Source organism: Acidovorax sp. BL-A-41-H1 (assembly GCF_051942715.1).
Genome location: NZ_JBPVJQ010000003.1, coordinates 737,822 through 757,027 on the forward strand (window position 1 = coordinate 737,822; position 19,206 = coordinate 757,027).

Consider the following 19,206-nt stretch of genomic DNA (forward strand, 5'->3'; position numbering starts at 1 on the left):
GAACCCTTGGGAAAACGGGTTGGGGCGCACGTTGTATCTATGCCTACTGCTATCAAAAATGCTGCCTGCGCCAGGACGTTACGCCCATGCGGATCGTGCTTGTACAAGCCGGGTGTATAAAGCGTCGTTACATCCCGGAGACCCTGCATGGCCCGTCCTGTCCCGTTACCCGCGTATGGCCGCGCAGCGTTGCTTGCGTGGCTGGTGTGTGGCAGCGCCGTGGCCGCCACGGTGCAGGTGGACGTATCCGACGCCGAAGGCCGGCCCCTGTCCGATGCCATCGTGTATCTCGAATCGCCTGAAGCCCGCAAGCTGGTCAAGCCGCTGGCCGATGCAGAGATCGTCCAGGAAGGCCGCCAGTTTGTCCCTGCGGTCCTGGTGGTGCCCACGGGTACCGCGGTGATGTTCCCGAACCGCGACAAAGTACGCCACCACGTCTATTCGTTTTCACCGGCCAAGAAGTTCGAGCTCAAGCTCTATGCAGGCACGCCGTCCAGCCCGGTGGTCTTCGACCAGCAGGGCGTGGTCACGCTGGGCTGCAACATCCATGACCGGATGGTGGGCTGGGTGGTGGTGGTCGATACGCCGTATTTCGGCCGCTCGGCCGCCGGCACCGGCAAACTGCAGATCGATAACGTGCCAGCGGGCCGATACACCTTGCGCACCTGGCATTCACGCTTGCCCGCAGGCGCTGCTGCCATGGAGCAGACGCTGGTGGTGCCCGCCACCGGGTCCATACAGGCCGCGGCGCGCGTCACGGGACTGCAGCCTTGAGCCAGAGGTGGCAGTGGCTGCGGCGCAGCCTGATCCTGCGGCTGGTGGGCTTCTCGCTGCTGCTCCTGCTGATCGTGCAGGCTGCCGGTTTTGCCGTGGTGCGCGCCAGCATCGACCGCAACGCACGCGCCCAGATCGAGCGGGCGCTGGATCTGGACGAGAAGGTCTGGCGCCGCCTTCTGGACCAGAACGCCGAGCGGCTGCGCCAGGGCTCGGCCCTGCTGGCTGCCGATTACGGTTTCCGTTCGGCTGTGAATTCGGGCGACGAAGAGACGATCCAGTCCGTGCTGGAAAACCACGGCAGCCGCATTGGCGCCGCGGTGACAGCGTTGCTGGATACCGGGTTTGCGCTGCGCTCGGTGAGCATGGCCGACGGCATGGAGGCGCTGCCGGCTGCGCTGGCTGAAGTGGTGCAGCCTTTGGCGGCCGATCCGAGCGGCAGCCGCATTGCCGTGATCAATGGCATGGCCTACCAGTTCGTCATGGTGCCGCTGCGGGCACCAGTGGTGGTGGGCTGGGTGCTGATGGGCTTTCCCATCAACCAGATGCTGGCCGACGAAATGCGCCAGCTCATGTCGGTGGACGTGGTCTTGCGCGTGGGGTCGGACGCATCCGGCATGAGTCTGCCGGTCAGCACGCTGCCCGCCCCGTCGCTGGCACTGCTGCGCGAGCAAGGCGTGGTGGGCGGTGCTCTGGTCACGCCCGAGGGCACCTTGCTTGCGCGGGATGTGCGCATGGCCAGTGCCGGCAAGGGGGCCGATGTGCGCACGCTGCTGCTGCGTTCGGTGGATGAGGTGGTGGCGCCGTACCAGCAGCTCCAGGTGCTGCTGGCCATCATCACGGCGGCAGGCCTTGCGCTGTTTGCCGTAGGCACGGGGCTGGTCGCGCAGCGCATGACGACGCCGCTGCGCTCGCTGCTGACGGCTACGCAGCGGCTCTCGCGCGGCGAATACGACGTGCCGCTGGCGCACACCGCGCGCACCGACGAAATCGGAAACCTCGCCCGGTCTTTTGACCACATGCGCGTCGCCATCGGTGCGCAACAGGGGGAGATACTGCGCCTGGCCTACTGGGACCGTCTCACGGACCTTCCCAACCGGGAGCGATTTCGCGAAGCGGTGGTCCAGGCGATCGCCGCCCGCGACGCAGCCGTGCAGCCACTGGCCGTGCTGACGCTCGACCTGGACCGGTTCAAGCATGTGAACGACGTGCTGGGCTACGCCTATGGCGACCTGCTGCTGCAGGCAGTGGCCGCGCGGCTGCGCCAGCAGGTGCCCCCGGGCGGCGACATGGTGGCGCGGCTGGGTGGCAACGAATTTGCCGTGCTGCTGCACGCGGCCGATGCAGCTGCCGCCCACGCCACGGCGCTGCGCATCATCCGGTCGTTCGAGGAGCCGCTGGCGCTGGAAGACCAGCTGGTAGACCTCAGTGCGGGCATCGGCATTGCCTGCTGGCCGGGTGACGCCGCCGAGGCAGATGCGTTGCTCAGCCGCTCCGAAATCGCGATGTATGCCGCCAAGCGCAAGCTCAGCGGCGCCCTGCAATACGACCCCTCGTTTGACCTGGCCAGCACCCAGACGTTATCCCTTTTGTCCGAGTTGCGCCGTGCAGTGGAGCACGACGAATTGCGGCTGTACCTGCAACCCAAGGTCTCGCTGCAGGGTACCCACAAAATGGGGGCGGAGGCGCTGGTGCGCTGGCAGCATCCCCAGCGCGGTCTCGTGCCTCCCGTGCAGTTCATCCCGTTTGCAGAACAGACGGGCTTTGTACGGCAGCTCACCCTGTGGATCTTTGAGGCCGTGGCGCGGCTGCTGACCGAGCCCCGGGCGCAGGGGCTGGACCTGAAGGTGTCGGTGAACCTGTCAACGCGCGACCTGCTCGACCCCGAACTGAGCAACCGCCTGGGCGCCATCCTCGCGCGGCACGGGGTGGCTGCCAGCGCCTTCTGCCTGGAGATCACCGAGAGCGCGATCATGGACGACCCCCAGCGTGCCGAGGCCATGCTCAACCGCCTGTCCGAGCAGGGCTTCAAGCTGTCGATTGACGACTTCGGCACCGGCTACTCATCGCTCGCTTACCTCAAGCGCCTGCCGGTGGATGAACTCAAGATCGACAAGTCGTTCGTGATGGGCATGACCAAGGCCGAAGACGACGAAATGATCGTGCGCTCCACGATTGACCTTGCGCACAACCTGGGGCTTACGGTGGTGGCCGAAGGCGTCGAAACTGCGGACATCCTGGCTCTGCTGCGCACGCTGCGGTGCGACGAGGCGCAGGGCTACCACATTGCCCGCCCGCTTCCGGTCGATGATTTCATGGCGTGGCACGCGGAGCAGCAGGCCTGAGGACCGGTGCTTGCAGGTCAGGCGGTCCTGCCCGTCGGCGCCGGGCCTGATTCGCCTGGGCTGAGATGCGCTGGGGCATGGTCCGCAAGACAAAAGCGCGGTCGAATCGCCTCCACAGGCGAAAATACCCGCAATGTCCTCTTCCAGCACCCGCCCGCCTGCCGGGCCTTCCGGATCTTCCGGCCCTGCCGCCACGCCAGTCCACGGTGGCGCAACACCTGCATCTGCGCCCGCTCCAGCACCGCGTGCGGTGCTGCGTCGCCCCAGCGTCGCCGCCAAGCCTGCGCCGCCGAGGCCCGCGCCACCGCCCCGCCCATCGCGCACGCCCCCACCCACGGGCTACCGTACAGCGTCGGCCGGCTTCGTGGCCCCCGTTCGGCAGGCACCGGTGCGGGCACCTACCTCGGTATCTTCCAATGGTCTACCCACGTCGCGCCTGAACAAGCGCATGGCCGAGCTGGGCATGTGCTCGCGCCGCGAGGCCGACGAGTGGATTGCGCAAGGTTGGGTCAAGGTCAACGGCGCGGTGGCCGAGATGGGTGTGCAGGTGCTGCCCACCGACCGCATCGAAGTCGACAAGGTGGCGCAGAGCTTTCAGGAACAGCGCGTCACCATCCTGCTGAACAAGCCCATTGGCTATGTGAGTGGTCAGGCAGAAGACGGCCACACGCCCGCGGTGGCGCTGATCAACCCGCGCACCCACTGGCGCGATGACCCCAGCCGCAACCGGTTTTCGCCACCACAGCTGCGTGGCCTGGCGCCTTGCGGGCGGCTGGACATCGACTCGGTGGGCCTGCTCGTGCTGACGCAGGACGGCCGCGTGGCCCGGCAGATCATTGGCGAAGACTCCGAGATGGAAAAGGAGTACCTGGTGCGCGTGGTCTACCCGGCGCCAGGCCAGGCGGTGGCACGCCATCCCGGCGAGCGCTCTGCGCCCTTGCAGGAAATTGACGAGCGTGATCCTGTCAGCACCAATGTGCAGGCGGTGTTTCCCAAAGAATTGCTGGAACGCCTGCGCCATGGCCTCAGCCTAGACGGCGAGCCGCTCAAGCCCGCCAAGGTCGATTGGCAAAACCCCGAACAGCTGCGCTTTGTGCTCACCGAAGGTAAAAAGCGGCAGATCCGCCGCATGTGCGAGCTGGTGGGCCTCAAGGTGGTGGGGCTCAAGCGCATCCGCATCGGCCGCGTGACGCTGGGCAACCTGCCGGTGGGGCAGTGGCGTTACCTGTCTCCCCATGAGCGCTTCTGATTTGCGTGCCAGGCCGAGCCCTCAGCACGCGCCCTGCTGCAGACGGAGGCCCGGCTGGCCTACGCCAGCGGTTGCCTGACCGCCCGCCGCTGCAATCCTTTCTTGTTCGTGAACGGAGTTCCCATGTCCTCATCCCCCACTGGCCGCTCCCGTTCACGCAAGCCCGGGCATGTAACGACCGATGGCGCAGACGCCACTGCGTCCGCGGATGCTATGGCCAGCGCTTCCGGTAGCGCCTCTGACGGCGACTCTGGCAGCGGCGTATTGGCACAACTGCGCGCCACCGACCTGCGGAGCGTGGCCCGCCTGGCCGCGCAGGCCACCGTCAGCATCAGCCGCGTGGCAGAAGGGGTACACCAGTCGGTGCTGGGCACCATCGGCCTGCCAGGGGGCGAAAAGCCCGGCAGCACGCGGGGCCTCACGGGTCTGGTCTACCAGAGCATCCGGGGCGTGACGCGGCTGGTAGATGCCGGTTTGCAGGCGGGGCTTTCGCGGCTGGAGCCGTTCTTTGCAACCGACGAAGGCGACGGCACCGCTGTGCACTGGGAGCGCCAGGCCGTGATTGCTGCGCTCAATGGTGTCATGGGCGACCGCCTCCATCACGATGGCAATCCGCTGTGCACGCACATGGGCTGGTACCAGCGCGGGCTGCCGCTCAACACACGGGCGCTGGCCGATACCGGATCGGTGCCGGGCAAGGTCTTGGTGCTGGTGCATGGCTTGTGCATGAACGATCTGCAATGGCGCCATGACGGCCACGACCATGGCGAGCACCTGGCCCGCGAACTGGGCTACACGCCGGTTTACCTGCGCTACAACACCGGCCTGCACACGTCGGACAACGGGGCGGCGCTTTCGGCAGCGCTTGACGCGCTCGTGGCCACATGGCCTGTGCCCGTGACGGAGATCGCGGTGGTGGCCCACAGCATGGGCGGGCTGGTGGCGCGCAGCGCCTGTCACCAGGCGGCCACAGCAGGCAAGGCCCAGCGCGCAACCCTGGGCGGTGCGGCCCCTGGCCGCTGGTTGCCCCTGCTGCGCCATCTGGTCTTTCTGGGTACGCCGCACCATGGCGCCCCGCTGGAGCGCGCGGGCCAGTGGGTACATGCGCTGCTGGGCCGTACGGCCTATTCGCGCCCGTTTGCCCGGCTGGCCAGGCTGCGCAGTGCAGGCATCACCGATCTGCGCTACGGGCATGTGCTGCCTTCCGACTGGGAGGGGCGCGACCGTTTCCGCAAGGAGCCAGACCGCCGCACGCCGGTACCCCTGCCATCCGGCGTGGCCTGCCATGCACTGGCGGCCACGCTGGCCAGCCGCCGCAGCCTGGCCGCCGAGACCCTGGTGGGCGACGGTCTGGTTCCGCTCAGCAGTGCACTCGGGGTGCACGACGACCCTGCGCGCACGCTGGGATTTGCGAGGTCGCGCCAGGCGGTTTTCTACGGAATGGGGCACCTGGCCATGCTGGGAGACGCGGCTGTTGCGCGGCAGTTGGTACGCTGGCTGGCCCCACGCTTGCCAAAAACCTGACGTGACCTCTTGAGAGGCCTGTTTTTTGGCGCTAACGGGATTGCATGCGACCAGACCCCCGCTACCATCGGTTGGTTGAACCGGACCGCCCCCCATAAAAGGAGAGAAATGTGAGCGATGTGAAATACCGCCTGGTGACGCGCAGCGATTTCGACGGGCTGGTGTGCGCCGTGCTGCTCAATGAGCTCGACCTCATTGACGACATCACTTTTGTGCACCCCAAGGACATGCAGGACGGCAAGATCGCCATCACCAGCCGCGACATCACGACCAACCTGCCGTATGTACCGGGCGCGCACCTGGTGTTTGACCACCACGAGTCGGAAACCGTACGCAATTCGGGCCGCCGGGACGAAAACCACATCATCGAGGCGCATGCACCGTCGGCTGCTCGCGTGGTCTACAACCACTACGGCGGCAAGGCCGCGTTCCCCCGGATCACCGACGAGATGATGGCCGCAGTGGACCAGGCAGACTCGGCCCAGTACTCGCGCGAGGACATCCTCAACCCCCAGGGCTGGGTGCTGCTCAACTACCTGATGGACTCGCGCACCGGCCTAGGCCGCTTCCGCGATTTCCGCATCAGCAACTACGCGCTGATGATGGACCTGATCCGATACTGCCGCGACCACACCATTGAACAGATCCTGGCGCTGCCAGACGTACAGGAGCGGGTGGCCCTGTACCGCGAGCATTCGGCCAAGGCCGGCGAGCAGCTGATGCGCTGCGCCATCCCGATTGGAAACCTGGTCGTGCTGGACCTGCGCGAAGAGGAAACCATCTGGGCTACCAACCGGTTCATGATCTATGCGCTGTTCCCCCAGTGCAACATTTCGATCCACATGATGTGGGGGCTGCAAAAGCAGAACACCGTGCTGGCCACAGGCAAGTCCATCCTGGACCGCAGCAGCAAGACCCACGTGGGCAACCTGATGCTGGAGTTTGGCGGCGGCGGCCACGCGGCGGCCGGCACCTGTCAGGTGGCCAACGACAAGGCCGACGCCGTGCTGCAGCAGCTGGTGCAGCGCATTACCACCGACGGCTGAGCCGGGGTCCAGCGGGGTCGTTGGCGCCGTGCCCTTGCGTGTTCCTGTCTGGTTCCCCAACGCTTCGGCGCCAAGACGTTTTCACGCCGTCGCCCCTTCGACCAACCCAGGGCCCGCAGTGCGAGCCCGACCGGGAAATCCGCACATGCACAAGACAATCATCCGCTGGGCCCTCGGCCCCCTGGCTTCGCTGGCCCTGCTCGCACCGGTGCACGCCCAGTCGACGGGCGTCGTCAATGCCCTGTGCAGTACCGATGCCCCCTGGTGCGAAGCCGCCGCGCGCGAGTTCACGCGGCAAACAGGCATCAGGGTCAGCCAGTCACACAAGGGCACCGGCGAGATCGCAGCCCAACTGCGCGCCGAGGCTGCCAACCCCAAGGCCGATATCTGGTGGGGTGGCACCGGCGACCCGTTCCTGCAGGCCGCAGAGCAAGGCCTGCTGGAGGCCTACCGGCCCGACTACATCAATGACCTGCGCGACTGGGCGGTACGCCAGTACGCCATGTCGGGCAACCAGGTGGGTGGCTTTTATTCCAGCGCCATCGGCTTTGGCTACAACACCGACGTGCTGCGCAAGAAAAAGCTGCCCGAACCCAAATGCTGGGCCGACCTCGTCAAGCCCGAGTACAAGGGCGAAGTCGAGATATCGCACCCTGCCACCAGTGGCACCGCGTACACCGTGCTCGCCACATTGGTGCAGTTGATGGGGGAGGAAGCGGCCTTTGCCTACCTTAAAAAGCTGCACCAGAACACCAACCAGTACACCCGCAGCGGCCAGGCCCAGGCGCCCAATGTGGCCAAGGGCGAAGTCGCCATCGGCGTCACCTTCATGTTCAACTTCGAGAAGTGGAAGTTTGACAAATACCCCGTCAAAACCCAGTCGCCCTGCGAAGGCACCGGTTACGAGATCGGCGGCATTGCCCTGGTCAAGGGTGCCCGCAATGCGGCCAACGCCAAGCGCTATTACGACTGGCTGATGAGCCCCGCCGGCCAGGCGGTAGGCGCCCAGGTGGGCAGCCTGCAGGTACCGGCCAACAAGACCTTTGCCATGGATCCGCGCATCCCTTCGCTCGACAGCGTCAAGCTCGTGAAATACGACTTTGAGAAGTACGGCAAGGCGGCAGAGCGGCGCCGCCTGATCGAGCGCTGGACGCGCGAGGTGGAAGCCCTGCCGCGCTGAGGAAGCGGCCCAGGCCGCGTGCTTTTTTTACCGCCCCTTGATTTCCCGACCAACGCCCCTACTTCAGGGGCGTTGTCTTTTGTTCGCACTCACTTGTTTGTACTTTCCGCACGTCAAAAATCATGAGCAAGCAAACCCTGTCTTTCCAGGCCGAAGTGGCCCAGCTGCTGCACCTTGTCACGCATTCGCTGTATTCCAACCAGGAAATCTTCCTGCGCGAACTGATCTCCAACGCATCAGACGCCTGCGACAAGCTGCGCTTTGAAGGCTTGAACAACTCCGCCCTGTTTGAAGACGCCCCCAACCTGGAGGTGCGCGTCACCTTCGACAAGGCCGCCAAGACGCTGACCATCACCGACAACGGCATCGGCATGAGCCAGCAAGAGGCCATCGACCACCTGGGCACCATCGCCAAGAGCGGCACCAAGGACTTCATGGGCAAGCTCTCGGGTGACCAGAAGCAGGACGCCCAGCTCATCGGCCAGTTTGGCGTGGGCTTTTACTCGGGCTTCATAGTGGCCGACAAGATCACGGTGGAGTCGCGCCGTGCGGGCCTTGCGGCCGACGAAGGGGTGCGCTGGATCAGCGGCGGCACGGGCGACTTCGAGGTGGAAACCATCACCCGTGCCGAGCGCGGCACCAGCATCATCCTGCACCTGCGCGACGATGCCGAGGAATACCTCAACGCCTGGAAGCTCAAGCAGGTCATCGCCAAGTATTCCGACCACATCAGCCTGCCCATCCTGATGGAAAAGGAAGAGTGGAAAGACGGCGAGCTGATCAACCCATCGGACGAAAACGGCGGCCGCCAGCCCGGTGGCATGTTCAAGACCGGCGAGTGGGAAACCATCAACAAGGCCAGCGCCCTCTGGGCGCGCCCCAAGAAGGACATCACCGAAGAACAGTACGCCGACTTCTACAAGGCCATCAGCCACGACCATGAAGCGCCCCTGACCTGGGCGCACAACCGCGTCGAAGGCAACACCGAGTACACGCAGCTGCTGTACATCCCGGCCAAGGCCCCGTTTGACCTGTGGAACCGCGACAAGAAGGCGGGCGTGAAGCTGTACGTCAAGCGCGTGTTCATCATGGACGACGCCGAGGCCCTGATGCCCACCTACCTGCGCTTTGTGAAGGGCGTGATCGACTCCGCCGACCTGCCGCTGAACGTGAGCCGGGAGCTTCTGCAGGAAAGCCGCGACGTGCGCGCGATCCGCGAGGGCAGCACCAAGCGTGTGCTGAGCATGCTGGAAGACCTGGCCAAGCACGACCGGCACGACACCACGGCCGGTGCCGACGGAGTGACTGATGTGGTGGATGCTGACGACAAGGCCAAGGAAGGCAAGTACACCGCGTTCTACAGCGAGTTTGGTGCCGTGCTGAAAGAAGGCCTGGGCGAAGACTTTGGCAACCGCGAGCGCCTGGCCAAGCTGCTGCGCTTTGCCAGCACCACCAGCGACACCGTCACCGTAGGCTTTGCCGACTACAAGGCCCGCATGAAGGAAGGCCAGGAGGCCATCTACTACATCACCGCCGAAACACTCGCCGCCGCCAAGAACAGCCCGCAGCTCGAAGTCTTCAAGAAAAAGGGCATCGAAGTACTCTTGATGACCGACCGCGTGGACGAGTGGGCGCTGAACTACCTGCACGAGTTTGACGGCACGCCGCTGCAAAGCGTGGCCAAGGGTGCGGTGGACCTGGGCAAGCTGCAGGACGAGGCCGAGAAGAAGGCTGCCGAAGAAGCTGCCGAGACTTTCAAGCCCGTGCTCGCCAAGCTCAAAGAAGCGCTGAAGGACAAGGCCGAAGACGTGCGCGTGACCACACGCCTCGTCGACTCCCCCGCCTGCCTGGTGGTGCAGGACGACGGCATGAGCACCCAGCTGGCCCGCCTGCTCAAGCAGGCAGGTCAGGAGGCTCCTGCCACCAAGCCGGTGCTGGAGGTGAACGCCGAGCACGCGCTGGTCAAGAAGCTCGACGGCAGCGTGCACTTCCATGACCTGGCGCACATCCTGTTTGACCAGGCCCTGCTGGCCGAAGGCGGCCTGCCGGAAGACCCGGCGGCGTACGTCAAGCGCGTGAACGCGCTGCTGGTGTGACGCGGTAACACAGCCCGCAGCCCGGCTTGCTCTCCAGGGCAGGCAAGCGGCTCCTTGGTGTCCAGAGCCCCGGCCAGCGAAAGCTCGCCGGGGCTTTTGCATGGTGCCCCTGCGCTGTAGCGGTGCCGCTATCGGCGAAATGCTGCTCTCTGCCTCATTCAAGGCATCGGAAAAAGAATACGGGGTTCTGGATCAGTAAAAACCGAATCACTAGCGCTTTATAGTCCGGGCCGTGACTTCATGCCCCACCGGCCCCCTGTCCGACTCGCTGCCCCTTTCAGCGCCCCGGCCTCCTGACCTGACCTCGCCGTCAGCCAGGGCGGGTGTCGGTGCGGGTATGCGGTTGCAGACGGCCGCGTGGGCCATCCTGGCCTGGGTTGCGCTGCTGTGCGCGGGCCTGGGGGGCGCGGCGGGGATCACGTCGACGCACCTGGCCAGCAAGTTCAGCGTCAACGCGCAGCATGTGGCGCGGCATGGCGGTAGCGCGGTGGCCATGCGGGCAGCCCGTCGCGACCAGACGACGGCGCAGGCCGTGGTGGCCGGCGCGGTCGTCTGGCAGGCGCAGCAAGCTGGGAACGATGCACAGGCTGCGCCACCAGGCCCTGCCCATGCTGCGTTGCCGGCCAGCCCTGTCCTTGCGCAGATCGGGTCGCAACGCGTCGGGAAACCGGCGTACAGCGCCGGCCCGCCGCGCGCCACAGAGCGCAGCCGCGCGCACGGCAGTCGCGCGCCGCCCATCCTCACCTGACGCCTGGCGCGCACCCGTTGCGCGCTGGCTTCGCCTTTTCCCGAATGCCTGCGCGCCGGCTTGAGTCCCGTGCGCGCCCGTCAGGACCGTTTCATGAAGAACTCTCCCTATCTGGTGACCACCTACCTGGCGGTCATCCTGGTGGCGCTGCTGTTTGCGCTGCCCAACGTATTGCCCGCATCGGTGCTCGAGCGATGGCCCGACGCGCTGCCCAACAAGCCGGTGGCCCTGGGCCTGGACCTGCGCGGGGGCTCGCACCTCGTGCTGGAGGTCGATGGCTCGGAGCTGCGGCGTGAGCGGTCGCGCACACTGGCCGACGAGGCGCGGCGCATGCTGCGTGAGGCCGACACCCCCTGGCGCGGCATCGAAACCAGCGAGCGCGGTGTGGTCGTGCTGCTGCGGTCGGCCGCGCAGCAGCAGCGCGCGCTCGATGTGCTGGCCGCCCTGTCCAATCCGGTGGGCGCTGCCCGCAAGGACCTGGACATCACCCCGCGTGGTGAGGACGGCATCGAACTTGTCTTTACCGCCGAAGGCCAGCACCAGTCGATCACGCGGGCTGTGGAGCAGAGCCTGGAGGTCATTCGCCAGCGTGTGGACCAGGTGGGTGTCTCCGAGCCCACCATCCAGCGCGTGGGGGCAGACCGCATCCTGGTGCAGTTGCCCGGCCTGCAAGACCCCGCCCAGCTGCGCGCGCTGCTTGGCTCGACGGCAAAGATGAGCTTTCACATGCTGGGGGATTCCTCGAGCCCCGACGGCATCCGCACGCTGCAGGACAGCGAAGGCAACTCCTATCCGGTGCGCAACAGCGTGGCGCTCAGTGGCGACCGCCTGTCTGACGCCAGTGCGGGGTTTGACCAGCAAACGCGCGAACCGGTGGTCAACTTCCGCTTCGACCGGGCCGGCGCCCGCGAATTCGCCGCCATCACCGAGGCCAATGTCGGCCGGCCGTTCGCCATCGTGCTCGATGGCAAGGTGCTCAGTGCCCCGGTGATCCGCGAGCCCATCACGGGGGGCTCGGGCCAGATCTCGGGGAACTTCACGGTGCAGGAGGCGGGCACGCTGTCAGCCCTGCTGCGTGCGGGCGCCCTGCCAGCCAAGCTCACCGTGATCGAAGAACGCAGCGTAGGGGCGGACCTGGGCAGCGACGTAATCCAGAAAGGCATCTACGCCGGTATCGGCGCCTTCGTCCTGGTGTTCTTGTTCATGTTTGTGCTGTACGGCGGCTGGGGGCTGGTGGCCAACGTCGCGCTGGCGCTGAACGTGGTGCTGACCATTGCCGGCATGAGCATGCTGGGTGCGACGCTGACCTTGCCCGGCATCGCGGGCATTGTCCTGGGCATCGGGCTGGCGGTGGATGCCAACGTGCTCATCAACGAACGCATCCGCGAAGAAACGCTCAAGGGCAAAGCGGCTGTCACGGCCATCGATGCCGGTTTCAAGCGGGCCTACGCCACGGTTATGGACAGCAACGTGACGGCGCTGATCGCCACCGTGCTGCTGTTCTGGTTCGGCTCGGGGCCGGTGCGCGGCTTTGCCATCACCATGGCGCTGGGCATCGTAATCTCGATGTTCACGGCGGTATCGGTGGTCAAGGTGATGATGCTGTCCATCGCGCGCCGCCGGCGCATGAAGACCATCGAGATCCGTCCCCTGTTCGGATTCCGTCCCGTACCCGACGGGACCCGGTTCGATTTCATGAAGGCGCGCTTTGCCGGCCTGGGCGTGGCGGCCGTGCTGGTGGCCGCCAGCCTGTTCCTGCTGTTCAAGCCAGGGCTCAATTTCGGCATCGACTTCCGGGGCGGCATCCAGATGGAGGTGAGCGCTGGTATCCCGGATGACCTCTCGCGCTACCGCACGCAGCTTGACGGGCTGGGCCTGGGCGAGGTGTCGCTGCAGACCGTGGGCAGCGAAGACCGCCTGCTGGTACGCGTCGAGCGCCAGCCCGGCGGCGAGGCGCAGCAGACCGCTGCCGTCGAGCGTCTGAAGGCCGCCGTACTGGAGATCGACCCGCGCGCCAGCTTCGAGCGCACCGAGGTGGTGGGCCCTAAGGTCAGCGGCGAACTGGCCCAGGCTGGCGTGATCGCGGTGATCCTGGCCAGCCTGGCGATGCTGGTCTACATCTGGGCCCGCTTCGAATGGCCGTTTGCGGTGGGTGCGATCCTGACCCTGGTGCTCGATGTGGTGCTGACGCTTGGCGTGTTTGCCATTACCGGGCTCGACTTCAGCCTTACGGCCATTGCGGCCCTGCTGACGCTGGTGGGCTATTCGGTGAACGACAAGGTAGTGGTGTACGACCGCATGCGCGAGAACCTGCGCAGCCATCGCAAGCAGCCGTTGCGCGAGGTGATCGACCTGTCCATCAACCAGACGCTCACGCGCAGCCTGTACACCTCGGTCACCGCCTTCCTCGCGGTGCTGCCGCTAGCGGTATGGGGCGGCTCGGCGGTGGCCAGCTTTGCGGTGCCGATGGCGGCGGGCATCATCATTGCGGGATGTTCCTCGGTGTTCATTGCAGCGCCGATCCTGCTGTTCCTGGGAGACTGGCGCAGCCGCCGCGGCGTTTCGATGTTTGCGGCCGAGGCCGAATCTGAAAAGCCTTCTGGAGCATCGACCGCTGCGATCCTGCCCGTGCGAGAAACCTGATGCTGCGCACCCTGTGTCAACGTGCACCGCGGTCTCTGCAACCGGACCTTGGTAATCAACGGCTTAGAACAATATGACCGGCGCAGCTTTGCCCTTTCTTTGTCAATCAGTCCTGTGTTTTCCCTTGCAGTTCGTCCTGTTGGGTTCGTGCCGAAAGATCGGAAATGCCCTGCGCATGAGGGGCTGGTTCAGACATCTGCAACCAGCTTGTGCGGCGACCCTGGGCGGAGAGTGGCCAGGCAACTCTGAACATTCGATCACGGCTGCCATCAACGCCAGCCATCGCCAGCAACTGGGGCTGCAGTTCCGCTTTGCATGTCGGAAGCGCCGTCGTGGGAGCAGCACGTGCTGACATGATTTCAATGAACTAGTTTGGGTGGCGCGAAAGCGCGTCACGCTACAACATTGGCCTGTCCAAGACTGTGTCGGCATAGGTCGATGACCCCCACAGGTTTACCAGTTGGCTCCAAAATGCTGACGCAAATCGTTGATATGTTCTGGTTCCAGGGGCGTTGCGCGGGTCAGCAGCCACAATCGAGCGGTTTCCTCCAGTTCTTCCAGAACGGCGCTGGCCTCGGCGGGTGTTCGGTGCCATACAGTGGGTCCCAGTCGCGCCAGCATCACCGCACGGATTGGCGTTCCGGTCGCCTGCATTCGTGCGATGCGCTTCGCAACCAGCTCACCCACTGACGGATCGCCTGGCCGGTGGTAGCGAATCAGCGGCACATGGCCCACCTTCATTACGAAATAGGGGGTGATTGGTGGCAGCAGATCGTCGCACGCTGAGTCGGCGCCAGCACGGGCTTTGTCGAGCGAGAGCGCCACAAGACAGGTTGAATGGGTGTGGACAACGCAGCGAGCGCTTTGGTCGGCGCCATAAATACTGCGGTGCAGCGTGATCGTCTTGGAAGGGCGGTCACCTCCGCTGTGTGCGCCATCCGCGCCCACCTTCGCCAAGCGGGCTGGGTCAAGCGTGCCGAGGCAGGCGTCGGTGGGCGTGATGAGATAGCCGCCTTCGGGCAGGCGGACGCTGATGTTGCCAGCCGTTGCGTGAACATAACCCCGAGCAAACAGGGAGGCTCCAATGCGGCAGATTTCTTCGCGCAGTGCGTGTTCGTTCATCACAACGCTGACAACTGGGAAAAGGCCTTGGTGAAGAAGTCGGAGCTGCCAAAGTTTCCCGACTTGAGTGCGATGTGCACCGGCTCGCCAGAGCAGAGCGGCGTGTCCACCGCGGTCCAAGGAACACCAGGATCAATTTGGGGACCTATGGTCATGAGCTTCACGCGGAGCGTCTGAACCACTGCACCTGATGTCTCCCCTCCGGCAACCAGTAGCTGGCGCACGCCGCGCGCGATCAAGCCGGAGGCGATACGCGAGAGCGCTTCTTCCACCAGCGCGCCCGCCCGCTCCGACCCCAGGTGCTCCTGAACGGCTTGTACAGCCGTCGGCTCGGTGGTCGCGTAGATCAGCACCGGGCCGTTGGGCAACAGGGGTTCGGCCCAGTCAAGCACCTTTGACACCACGTCTTCCCCCGCTGCGATTGTCAGCGGATCGACGGCCATGCTTGGCCTGCCGCTCTGTTTGAAGTGCAACACCTGTGCATTGGTTGCGATCGAGCAGCTGCCTGAGATCACCGCCTGCCACCCTCGTGCGGGAGGCAAGGCATCTGCGCGCGACTCAGGCCCGCGAGCGCGCAGCTGGGGCCAGTTCTGCGGAAGGCCAATGGCGATGCCTGATCCGGCAGTGACTAGCGACATGCCTGCCAAAGCCTCGCCGATCGTCATCAGATCTTGATTGCAGACGGCATCTACAACAGCTACGCATACGTCTTCACGCCGGAGAGCCGCGAAGCGTTCGCGTATTGCTTGCGGGCCGGCAGCCACCACGTCCTGGGTCACAAGTCCGACCTTTCTGCGTGTCTGTGCCTGCATCACCCTAACAAGGTTGGCGTCAACCATCGGGGTCAGGGGGTGGTGGCGCATGCCACTGTCCGACAGCAGCACATCGCCCACGAAAAGGTGCCCCTTGAAAACGGTGCGCTGATTCGCCGGAAAAGCCGGGCAAGCGATGGTGAAGCCTTGGTCGGGGCCATGCAGGGCGTCCAGCAACGCGTCCGTAACAGGTCCGATGTTTCCCTTGGGGGTGGAGTCGAAGGTGGAGCAGTACTTGAAGTAGATCTGCTGCGCGTCCTGCGCCTGCAACCAGTTCAGCGCGGCAATCGACTGTGAGACCGCTTCGGCCGCCGGCAAGGTGCGCGACTTGAGCGCCACCACAATCGCGTCGGCCTGCAAAGAAGCTCCATCATCCGGTACGCCAATCGTCTGAATGCAGCGCATGCCAGCGCGCACAAGATTGTTGGCCAGGTCGGTGGCGCCGGTGAAGTCATCGGCAATGCAACCCAAAAGCAAGTTTTTCATCATCACTCGGTCGATATCAAGGCTGCTTGCGCGTCATCGTTTTGACGGTTTTGCTTTCAACCCACGACGTGGTCAGCGCGCTCATCGCAAGGAAGTGGGGCGATTGCAAATGTCCTTTGAAAGCGGCTTCGTCTTCGTAAATCTCATAGAGAAAGAAGAAGGCTGGATCGGCTGGATCGCAACACACGTCAAACTGGTGGCAGCCCGCCTCGGACTCCATTGACAACCTCGCGTTCTCGACAATGGCTTGGTGAAATGCCTGCACATAGGCGGAATGGATGCGGAATTCGACAACAACAACGTACATATCCAGAGGCCTTCAAATGAGGAGGGTAGTCAGCGCAGTAGCCAGACCAGAGACATCGGGAGGGCTTGCACGTAGGTGATCAGCAGCAGCACCAGCAGCGACACGAAGAACAAGGGCATCAGCGCACGGGAGATCGCACCCATGCTCACCTGACCTAGCTTTGCTGCGACAAACAGGGTGCCCCCGACCGGCGGCGTATAAAGACCAATCGCCAGATTGCACGTCATGACCAAGCCGAGGTGCACGGGATCGATGCCGTATACCTGTGCCAGGGGTACGAACAGCGGTGCTGTCAACACCAGTGCTGGCAGCGGCTCCAGAAAGATCCCCAGGATCAACAAGAAGAAGTTAATCAGCAGGAAGAACGTCCAGCGGTTGTTGGCGACCGCCTTTACCCAATCCATCATCACCATGGGTACCTGTTCCACCGTGATGATCCATGCCAGCGCTGCCGTAGCTCCCACCACTGCCATGACCACTGCGCTGGTCAAAAAGGCGCTGTAGAGCAGGCTTGGCAGGTCGCGCCAGCTGATTGATCGGTACCACAACATCGCGACCAGCAGTCCATACACTACGGCGACAACCGCGGACTCGGTAGGTGTAAAAAAACCGCTCCAGATACCGCCAAGGATGATTGCTGGCATCAGCAGTGCCGGGAACGCGTCTTTGAAGGATGACCATATCTCGGCACCCGATGCGTGCTGGCCCCCCCGATCGCAACCAGTCTTGATTCCATACCAGACGCATACCAGCATCAGCCCGATGCCGAAAAGACAGGCCGGCACGATTCCGGAGAGAAACAGATCGCGCACTGAGGCCCCGGCGATGTATCCGAACACGAGTAAAGGAATCGAAGGCGGCATGATGATGGCCAACGTGCCGGCAGCAGCAACCAGGGCCGAAGCAAAAGCCGCTGAATAGCCTTGCCTGGTCAGAGCAGGGATCATCACAGTGCCGATCGCCGCGGCACCTGCGATAGCCGATCCGGACACGCCGCCAAACAGAAGGCAGGACGCGACAGTGACGATGCCCAGGCCCCCCGGTAGCGAGCCAAACAGGCTGCGAGCGAAACGGATGATGCGTTCGCCGACGCCACCGCGCGAGAAAAGTTCTCCAGCCACGATAAACAGCGGGACGGCGATGAGAATGAACGGCTCGACCCCACCGATGTAGGTCAGGAAGATGGTCTCCAGGGGATGGCTGAGCCCAAATGACCAGACCGTGAGCACCGTAGTGGCCAGGATGGACCACACGACGGGCAGGCCCGCCAGCGCCAGACCAAAGAAAACCAGGAGTATGAAAATCAAAACCATTGGGTACTCCTCAGGCAGTGTTGACGCTATTGACGTCATAACGTTGTTGTCGGGGCGTTCCACTGCAGATCTGGACTAGATCCCAGATCACGAAGACAAGCGCGATCGCGGAGGAAACCGGTAAAGACATGTATTGCACTGCTTGAGGCCAACCGGTCACGGTCATTTGGGTTGTCCAGCCAGCGTTCGCTGCCACGCCTCCCTTCCACACAAGTAGCAGCAGCAGGCCCGCCACCGCGAGCTGGACCAGACCATCGGCCCACAGCCGCGGCCGGGGTTCAGGCACCAGGTCAATCAGTTCGGTCACTGCCATGTGCGCATTGCGCTGCACTGCGGCCGCCACCCCGAGGAATGTTGTCCACACCATCACGAGTTCGCCAAACTCGGTAGTCCAGGCAATGTCCTTGTCAAAGGCGTGCAGCACCACGTTGCTGAACACCACCACCACCAGCGCGGCGCCCAGCAACACGATCGCGGTGTCAACAATAGTTCCAAGCCAGCGCAAAGGTGGGGGCGCGGGAGGGGAAGGCGGAAGCAGGTTCATGTTCTTCATGCCTTACTTGACGCTGCTGCGCACCAACTCCGCGTCCTTGAGGAAGGCGTCGACATCCGCACCGAACTTCTCACGCGCCTTGCCATACACCGGTTGCACCGCTGTGCGGAAAGCTGCCACATTGGGCTTGGTGTTGATCTTCGCTCCCTTGGCCGCCATGTCCTTGAGCTGTTTTTCATCGTTGTCTGCAATCGCTTGCCGACTGAACTTGCCCGCGATCTGCGCTGCTTCGGTCATCGCTTTCTGGTCAGCGGGCGAAAGCTTCTGCCAGGTCTTTTCGCTGATGGCCATCGGGATGGGGCTATACACGTGGTTGGTCAACGTGACATTGGGTGCGACCTCATAGAACTTGTTGGAGAAAATGGTGTCGACCGGGTTCTCCTGACCACTTACAGCGCCCTGCTGAATCGCAAGGTAGACCTCCGGCAGCGGCATGATCTGGATATTGAATCCCATGGATTCCAACGTCCAGCGCATCATTTCATTGGGGAACGTGCGCAGTTTCTTGCCCTTGGCATCTTCTGGTGAGTTCAGTGGGTCCTTGGTCGTCATGCTGCGAAAGCCCGCCTCCCATGTCGAGAGAAACCGGAATCCCTTGGCCGGAGCCTTGTCGAACTGCTCCTTGAGCCACTTGCTTTCGTCGTACAGCTTCCAGCCTTGCTGGTAGTTGTCCACCAGAAACGGCAGCATGGTCAGGTTCAGCGTCGGCAGCTGCGGCGCGTAGCTACCAGTCGCCGATACGGTGAAGTCGATGCCGCCCAGGGCCAGTTGTTCGATGTTCTTCGGATCGTTGCCCAACTGGCTGCAGCAAAAAATCTGCACCTTGTATCTGCCCTGGGTCAACTCTTCGACTTTTTTCGCAAACACCTCAGCTGCGGCGTGGCGGGAGCCGCCTTGCTGGTCGGTGTGGCTGAACTTCAACGTTGTCTGGGCGTGCGTCGCTGTGATGCTCAGGGCAGCGACGGAGGAAAGCAATGCGAAACGGATTCTTTTCATGGTGTCTCCTGG

General features: G+C 64.0%; 15 protein-coding genes. 9 read left to right on the plus strand and 6 right to left on the minus strand.

The features are described from left to right. Nucleotides 1–147 precede the first annotated feature (147 nt). From ACTPOI_RS04360 to secD, 9 genes are all read left to right on the plus strand, one after another. Nucleotides 148–774, plus strand: a complete 627-nt coding sequence (locus tag ACTPOI_RS04360) for a methylamine utilization protein (protein ID WP_440106767.1) — start codon at nucleotides 148–150, stop codon at nucleotides 772–774. Beyond that, on the plus strand, nucleotides 771–3,119 hold the full coding sequence (locus ACTPOI_RS04365) for a putative bifunctional diguanylate cyclase/phosphodiesterase (protein ID WP_440106769.1): 2,349 nt from the start codon (nucleotides 771–773) through the stop codon (nucleotides 3,117–3,119). The genes ACTPOI_RS04360 and ACTPOI_RS04365 overlap by 4 nt, the downstream gene beginning before the upstream one ends. A 448-nt stretch (nucleotides 3,120–3,567) precedes the next feature. Continuing rightward, nucleotides 3,568–4,368: a pseudouridine synthase gene (locus ACTPOI_RS04370; protein ID WP_440108262.1), complete on the plus strand. Its 801-nt coding sequence runs from the start codon at nucleotides 3,568–3,570 to the stop codon at nucleotides 4,366–4,368. A gap of 123 nt (nucleotides 4,369–4,491) precedes the next feature. Further along, complete coding sequence (locus ACTPOI_RS04375; RefSeq protein ID WP_440106771.1) at nucleotides 4,492–5,892, plus strand: esterase/lipase family protein; 1,401 nt, start codon at nucleotides 4,492–4,494, stop codon at nucleotides 5,890–5,892. Nucleotides 5,893–6,002: 110 nt separating this feature from the next. Continuing rightward, nucleotides 6,003–6,938, plus strand: coding sequence for an exopolyphosphatase (locus ACTPOI_RS04380; protein WP_440106773.1), 936 nt, complete (start codon nucleotides 6,003–6,005; stop codon nucleotides 6,936–6,938). Nucleotides 6,939–7,083: 145 nt separating this feature from the next. Then, a complete protein-coding gene (locus tag ACTPOI_RS04385; RefSeq protein ID WP_440106775.1) occupies nucleotides 7,084–8,118 on the plus strand; it encodes an ABC transporter substrate-binding protein in 1,035 nt (344 codons plus the stop codon). A gap of 122 nt (nucleotides 8,119–8,240) precedes the next feature. Then, on the plus strand, nucleotides 8,241–10,214 hold the full coding sequence (gene htpG, locus ACTPOI_RS04390) for a molecular chaperone HtpG (protein ID WP_440106777.1): 1,974 nt from the start codon (nucleotides 8,241–8,243) through the stop codon (nucleotides 10,212–10,214). Between the two features lie 337 nt (nucleotides 10,215–10,551). Next, the gene (locus ACTPOI_RS04395; RefSeq protein WP_440106779.1) at nucleotides 10,552–10,962 is read left to right on the plus strand and encodes a hypothetical protein; all 411 of its coding nucleotides are present in this window, start codon (nucleotides 10,552–10,554) and stop codon (nucleotides 10,960–10,962) included. Between the two features lie 93 nt (nucleotides 10,963–11,055). After that, nucleotides 11,056–13,605, plus strand: a complete 2,550-nt coding sequence (gene secD, locus ACTPOI_RS04400) for a protein translocase subunit SecD (protein WP_440106781.1) — start codon at nucleotides 11,056–11,058, stop codon at nucleotides 13,603–13,605. A gap of 453 nt (nucleotides 13,606–14,058) precedes the next feature. Here the strand turns inward: secD and ACTPOI_RS04405 are convergent, their stop codons facing one another. From ACTPOI_RS04405 to ACTPOI_RS04430, 6 genes are read right to left on the minus strand one after another with little or no spacing between them, the layout of a single operon-like run. After that, nucleotides 14,059–14,727 carry a class II aldolase/adducin family protein gene (locus ACTPOI_RS04405; protein WP_440106783.1) on the minus strand — a complete coding sequence of 223 codons (669 nt, stop codon included), beginning with the start codon at nucleotides 14,725–14,727 and terminating at the stop codon, nucleotides 14,059–14,061. Then, entirely contained in the window at nucleotides 14,727–16,025 is a 1,299-nt protein-coding gene (otnK, locus tag ACTPOI_RS04410) for a 3-oxo-tetronate kinase (protein WP_440108263.1), read from the minus strand. The genes ACTPOI_RS04405 and otnK overlap by 1 nt, the downstream gene beginning before the upstream one ends. Nucleotides 16,026–16,041: 16 nt before the next feature. Beyond that, a complete protein-coding gene (locus ACTPOI_RS04415; protein WP_440106785.1) occupies nucleotides 16,042–16,332 on the minus strand; it encodes a putative quinol monooxygenase in 291 nt (96 codons plus the stop codon). Between the two features lie 29 nt (nucleotides 16,333–16,361). Then, nucleotides 16,362–17,645, minus strand: a complete 1,284-nt coding sequence (locus ACTPOI_RS04420; RefSeq protein ID WP_440106787.1) for a TRAP transporter large permease — start codon at nucleotides 17,643–17,645, stop codon at nucleotides 16,362–16,364. Between the two features lie 10 nt (nucleotides 17,646–17,655). Continuing rightward, nucleotides 17,656–18,198 carry a TRAP transporter small permease gene (locus ACTPOI_RS04425; RefSeq protein ID WP_440106789.1) on the minus strand — a complete coding sequence of 181 codons (543 nt, stop codon included), beginning with the start codon at nucleotides 18,196–18,198 and terminating at the stop codon, nucleotides 17,656–17,658. A gap of 3 nt (nucleotides 18,199–18,201) precedes the next feature. Beyond that, nucleotides 18,202–19,194 (minus strand): TRAP transporter substrate-binding protein, encoded by a 993-nt coding sequence (locus ACTPOI_RS04430; protein WP_440106791.1) that lies wholly within the window; start codon nucleotides 19,192–19,194, stop codon nucleotides 18,202–18,204. Nucleotides 19,195–19,206 lie beyond the last annotated feature (12 nt).

Bases quoted from the DNA above. Each gene is read 5' to 3' on its own strand.
- ACTPOI_RS04360 (WP_440106767.1), top strand. From the start codon at position 148: ATGGCCCGTCCTGTCCCGTTACCCGCGTATGGCCGCGCAGCGTTGCTT.
- ACTPOI_RS04370 (WP_440108262.1), top strand. From the start codon at position 3,568: ATGGCCGAGCTGGGCATGTGCTCGCGCCGCGAGGCCGACGAGTGGATT.
- ACTPOI_RS04375 (WP_440106771.1), top strand. From the start codon at position 4,492: ATGTCCTCATCCCCCACTGGCCGCTCCCGTTCACGCAAGCCCGGGCAT.
- ACTPOI_RS04385 (WP_440106775.1), top strand. From the start codon at position 7,084: ATGCACAAGACAATCATCCGCTGGGCCCTCGGCCCCCTGGCTTCGCTG.
- htpG (WP_440106777.1), top strand. From the start codon at position 8,241: ATGAGCAAGCAAACCCTGTCTTTCCAGGCCGAAGTGGCCCAGCTGCTG.
- ACTPOI_RS04395 (WP_440106779.1), top strand. From the start codon at position 10,552: ATGCGGTTGCAGACGGCCGCGTGGGCCATCCTGGCCTGGGTTGCGCTG.
- secD (WP_440106781.1), top strand. From the start codon at position 11,056: ATGAAGAACTCTCCCTATCTGGTGACCACCTACCTGGCGGTCATCCTG.
- ACTPOI_RS04405 (WP_440106783.1), bottom strand. From the start codon at position 14,727: ATGAACGAACACGCACTGCGCGAAGAAATCTGCCGCATTGGAGCCTCC.
- otnK (WP_440108263.1), bottom strand. From the start codon at position 16,025: ATGAAAAACTTGCTTTTGGGTTGCATTGCCGATGACTTCACCGGCGCC.
- ACTPOI_RS04415 (WP_440106785.1), bottom strand. From the start codon at position 16,332: ATGTACGTTGTTGTTGTCGAATTCCGCATCCATTCCGCCTATGTGCAG.
- ACTPOI_RS04420 (WP_440106787.1), bottom strand. From the start codon at position 17,645: ATGGTTTTGATTTTCATACTCCTGGTTTTCTTTGGTCTGGCGCTGGCG.
- ACTPOI_RS04425 (WP_440106789.1), bottom strand. From the start codon at position 18,198: ATGAAGAACATGAACCTGCTTCCGCCTTCCCCTCCCGCGCCCCCACCT.
- ACTPOI_RS04430 (WP_440106791.1), bottom strand. From the start codon at position 19,194: ATGAAAAGAATCCGTTTCGCATTGCTTTCCTCCGTCGCTGCCCTGAGC.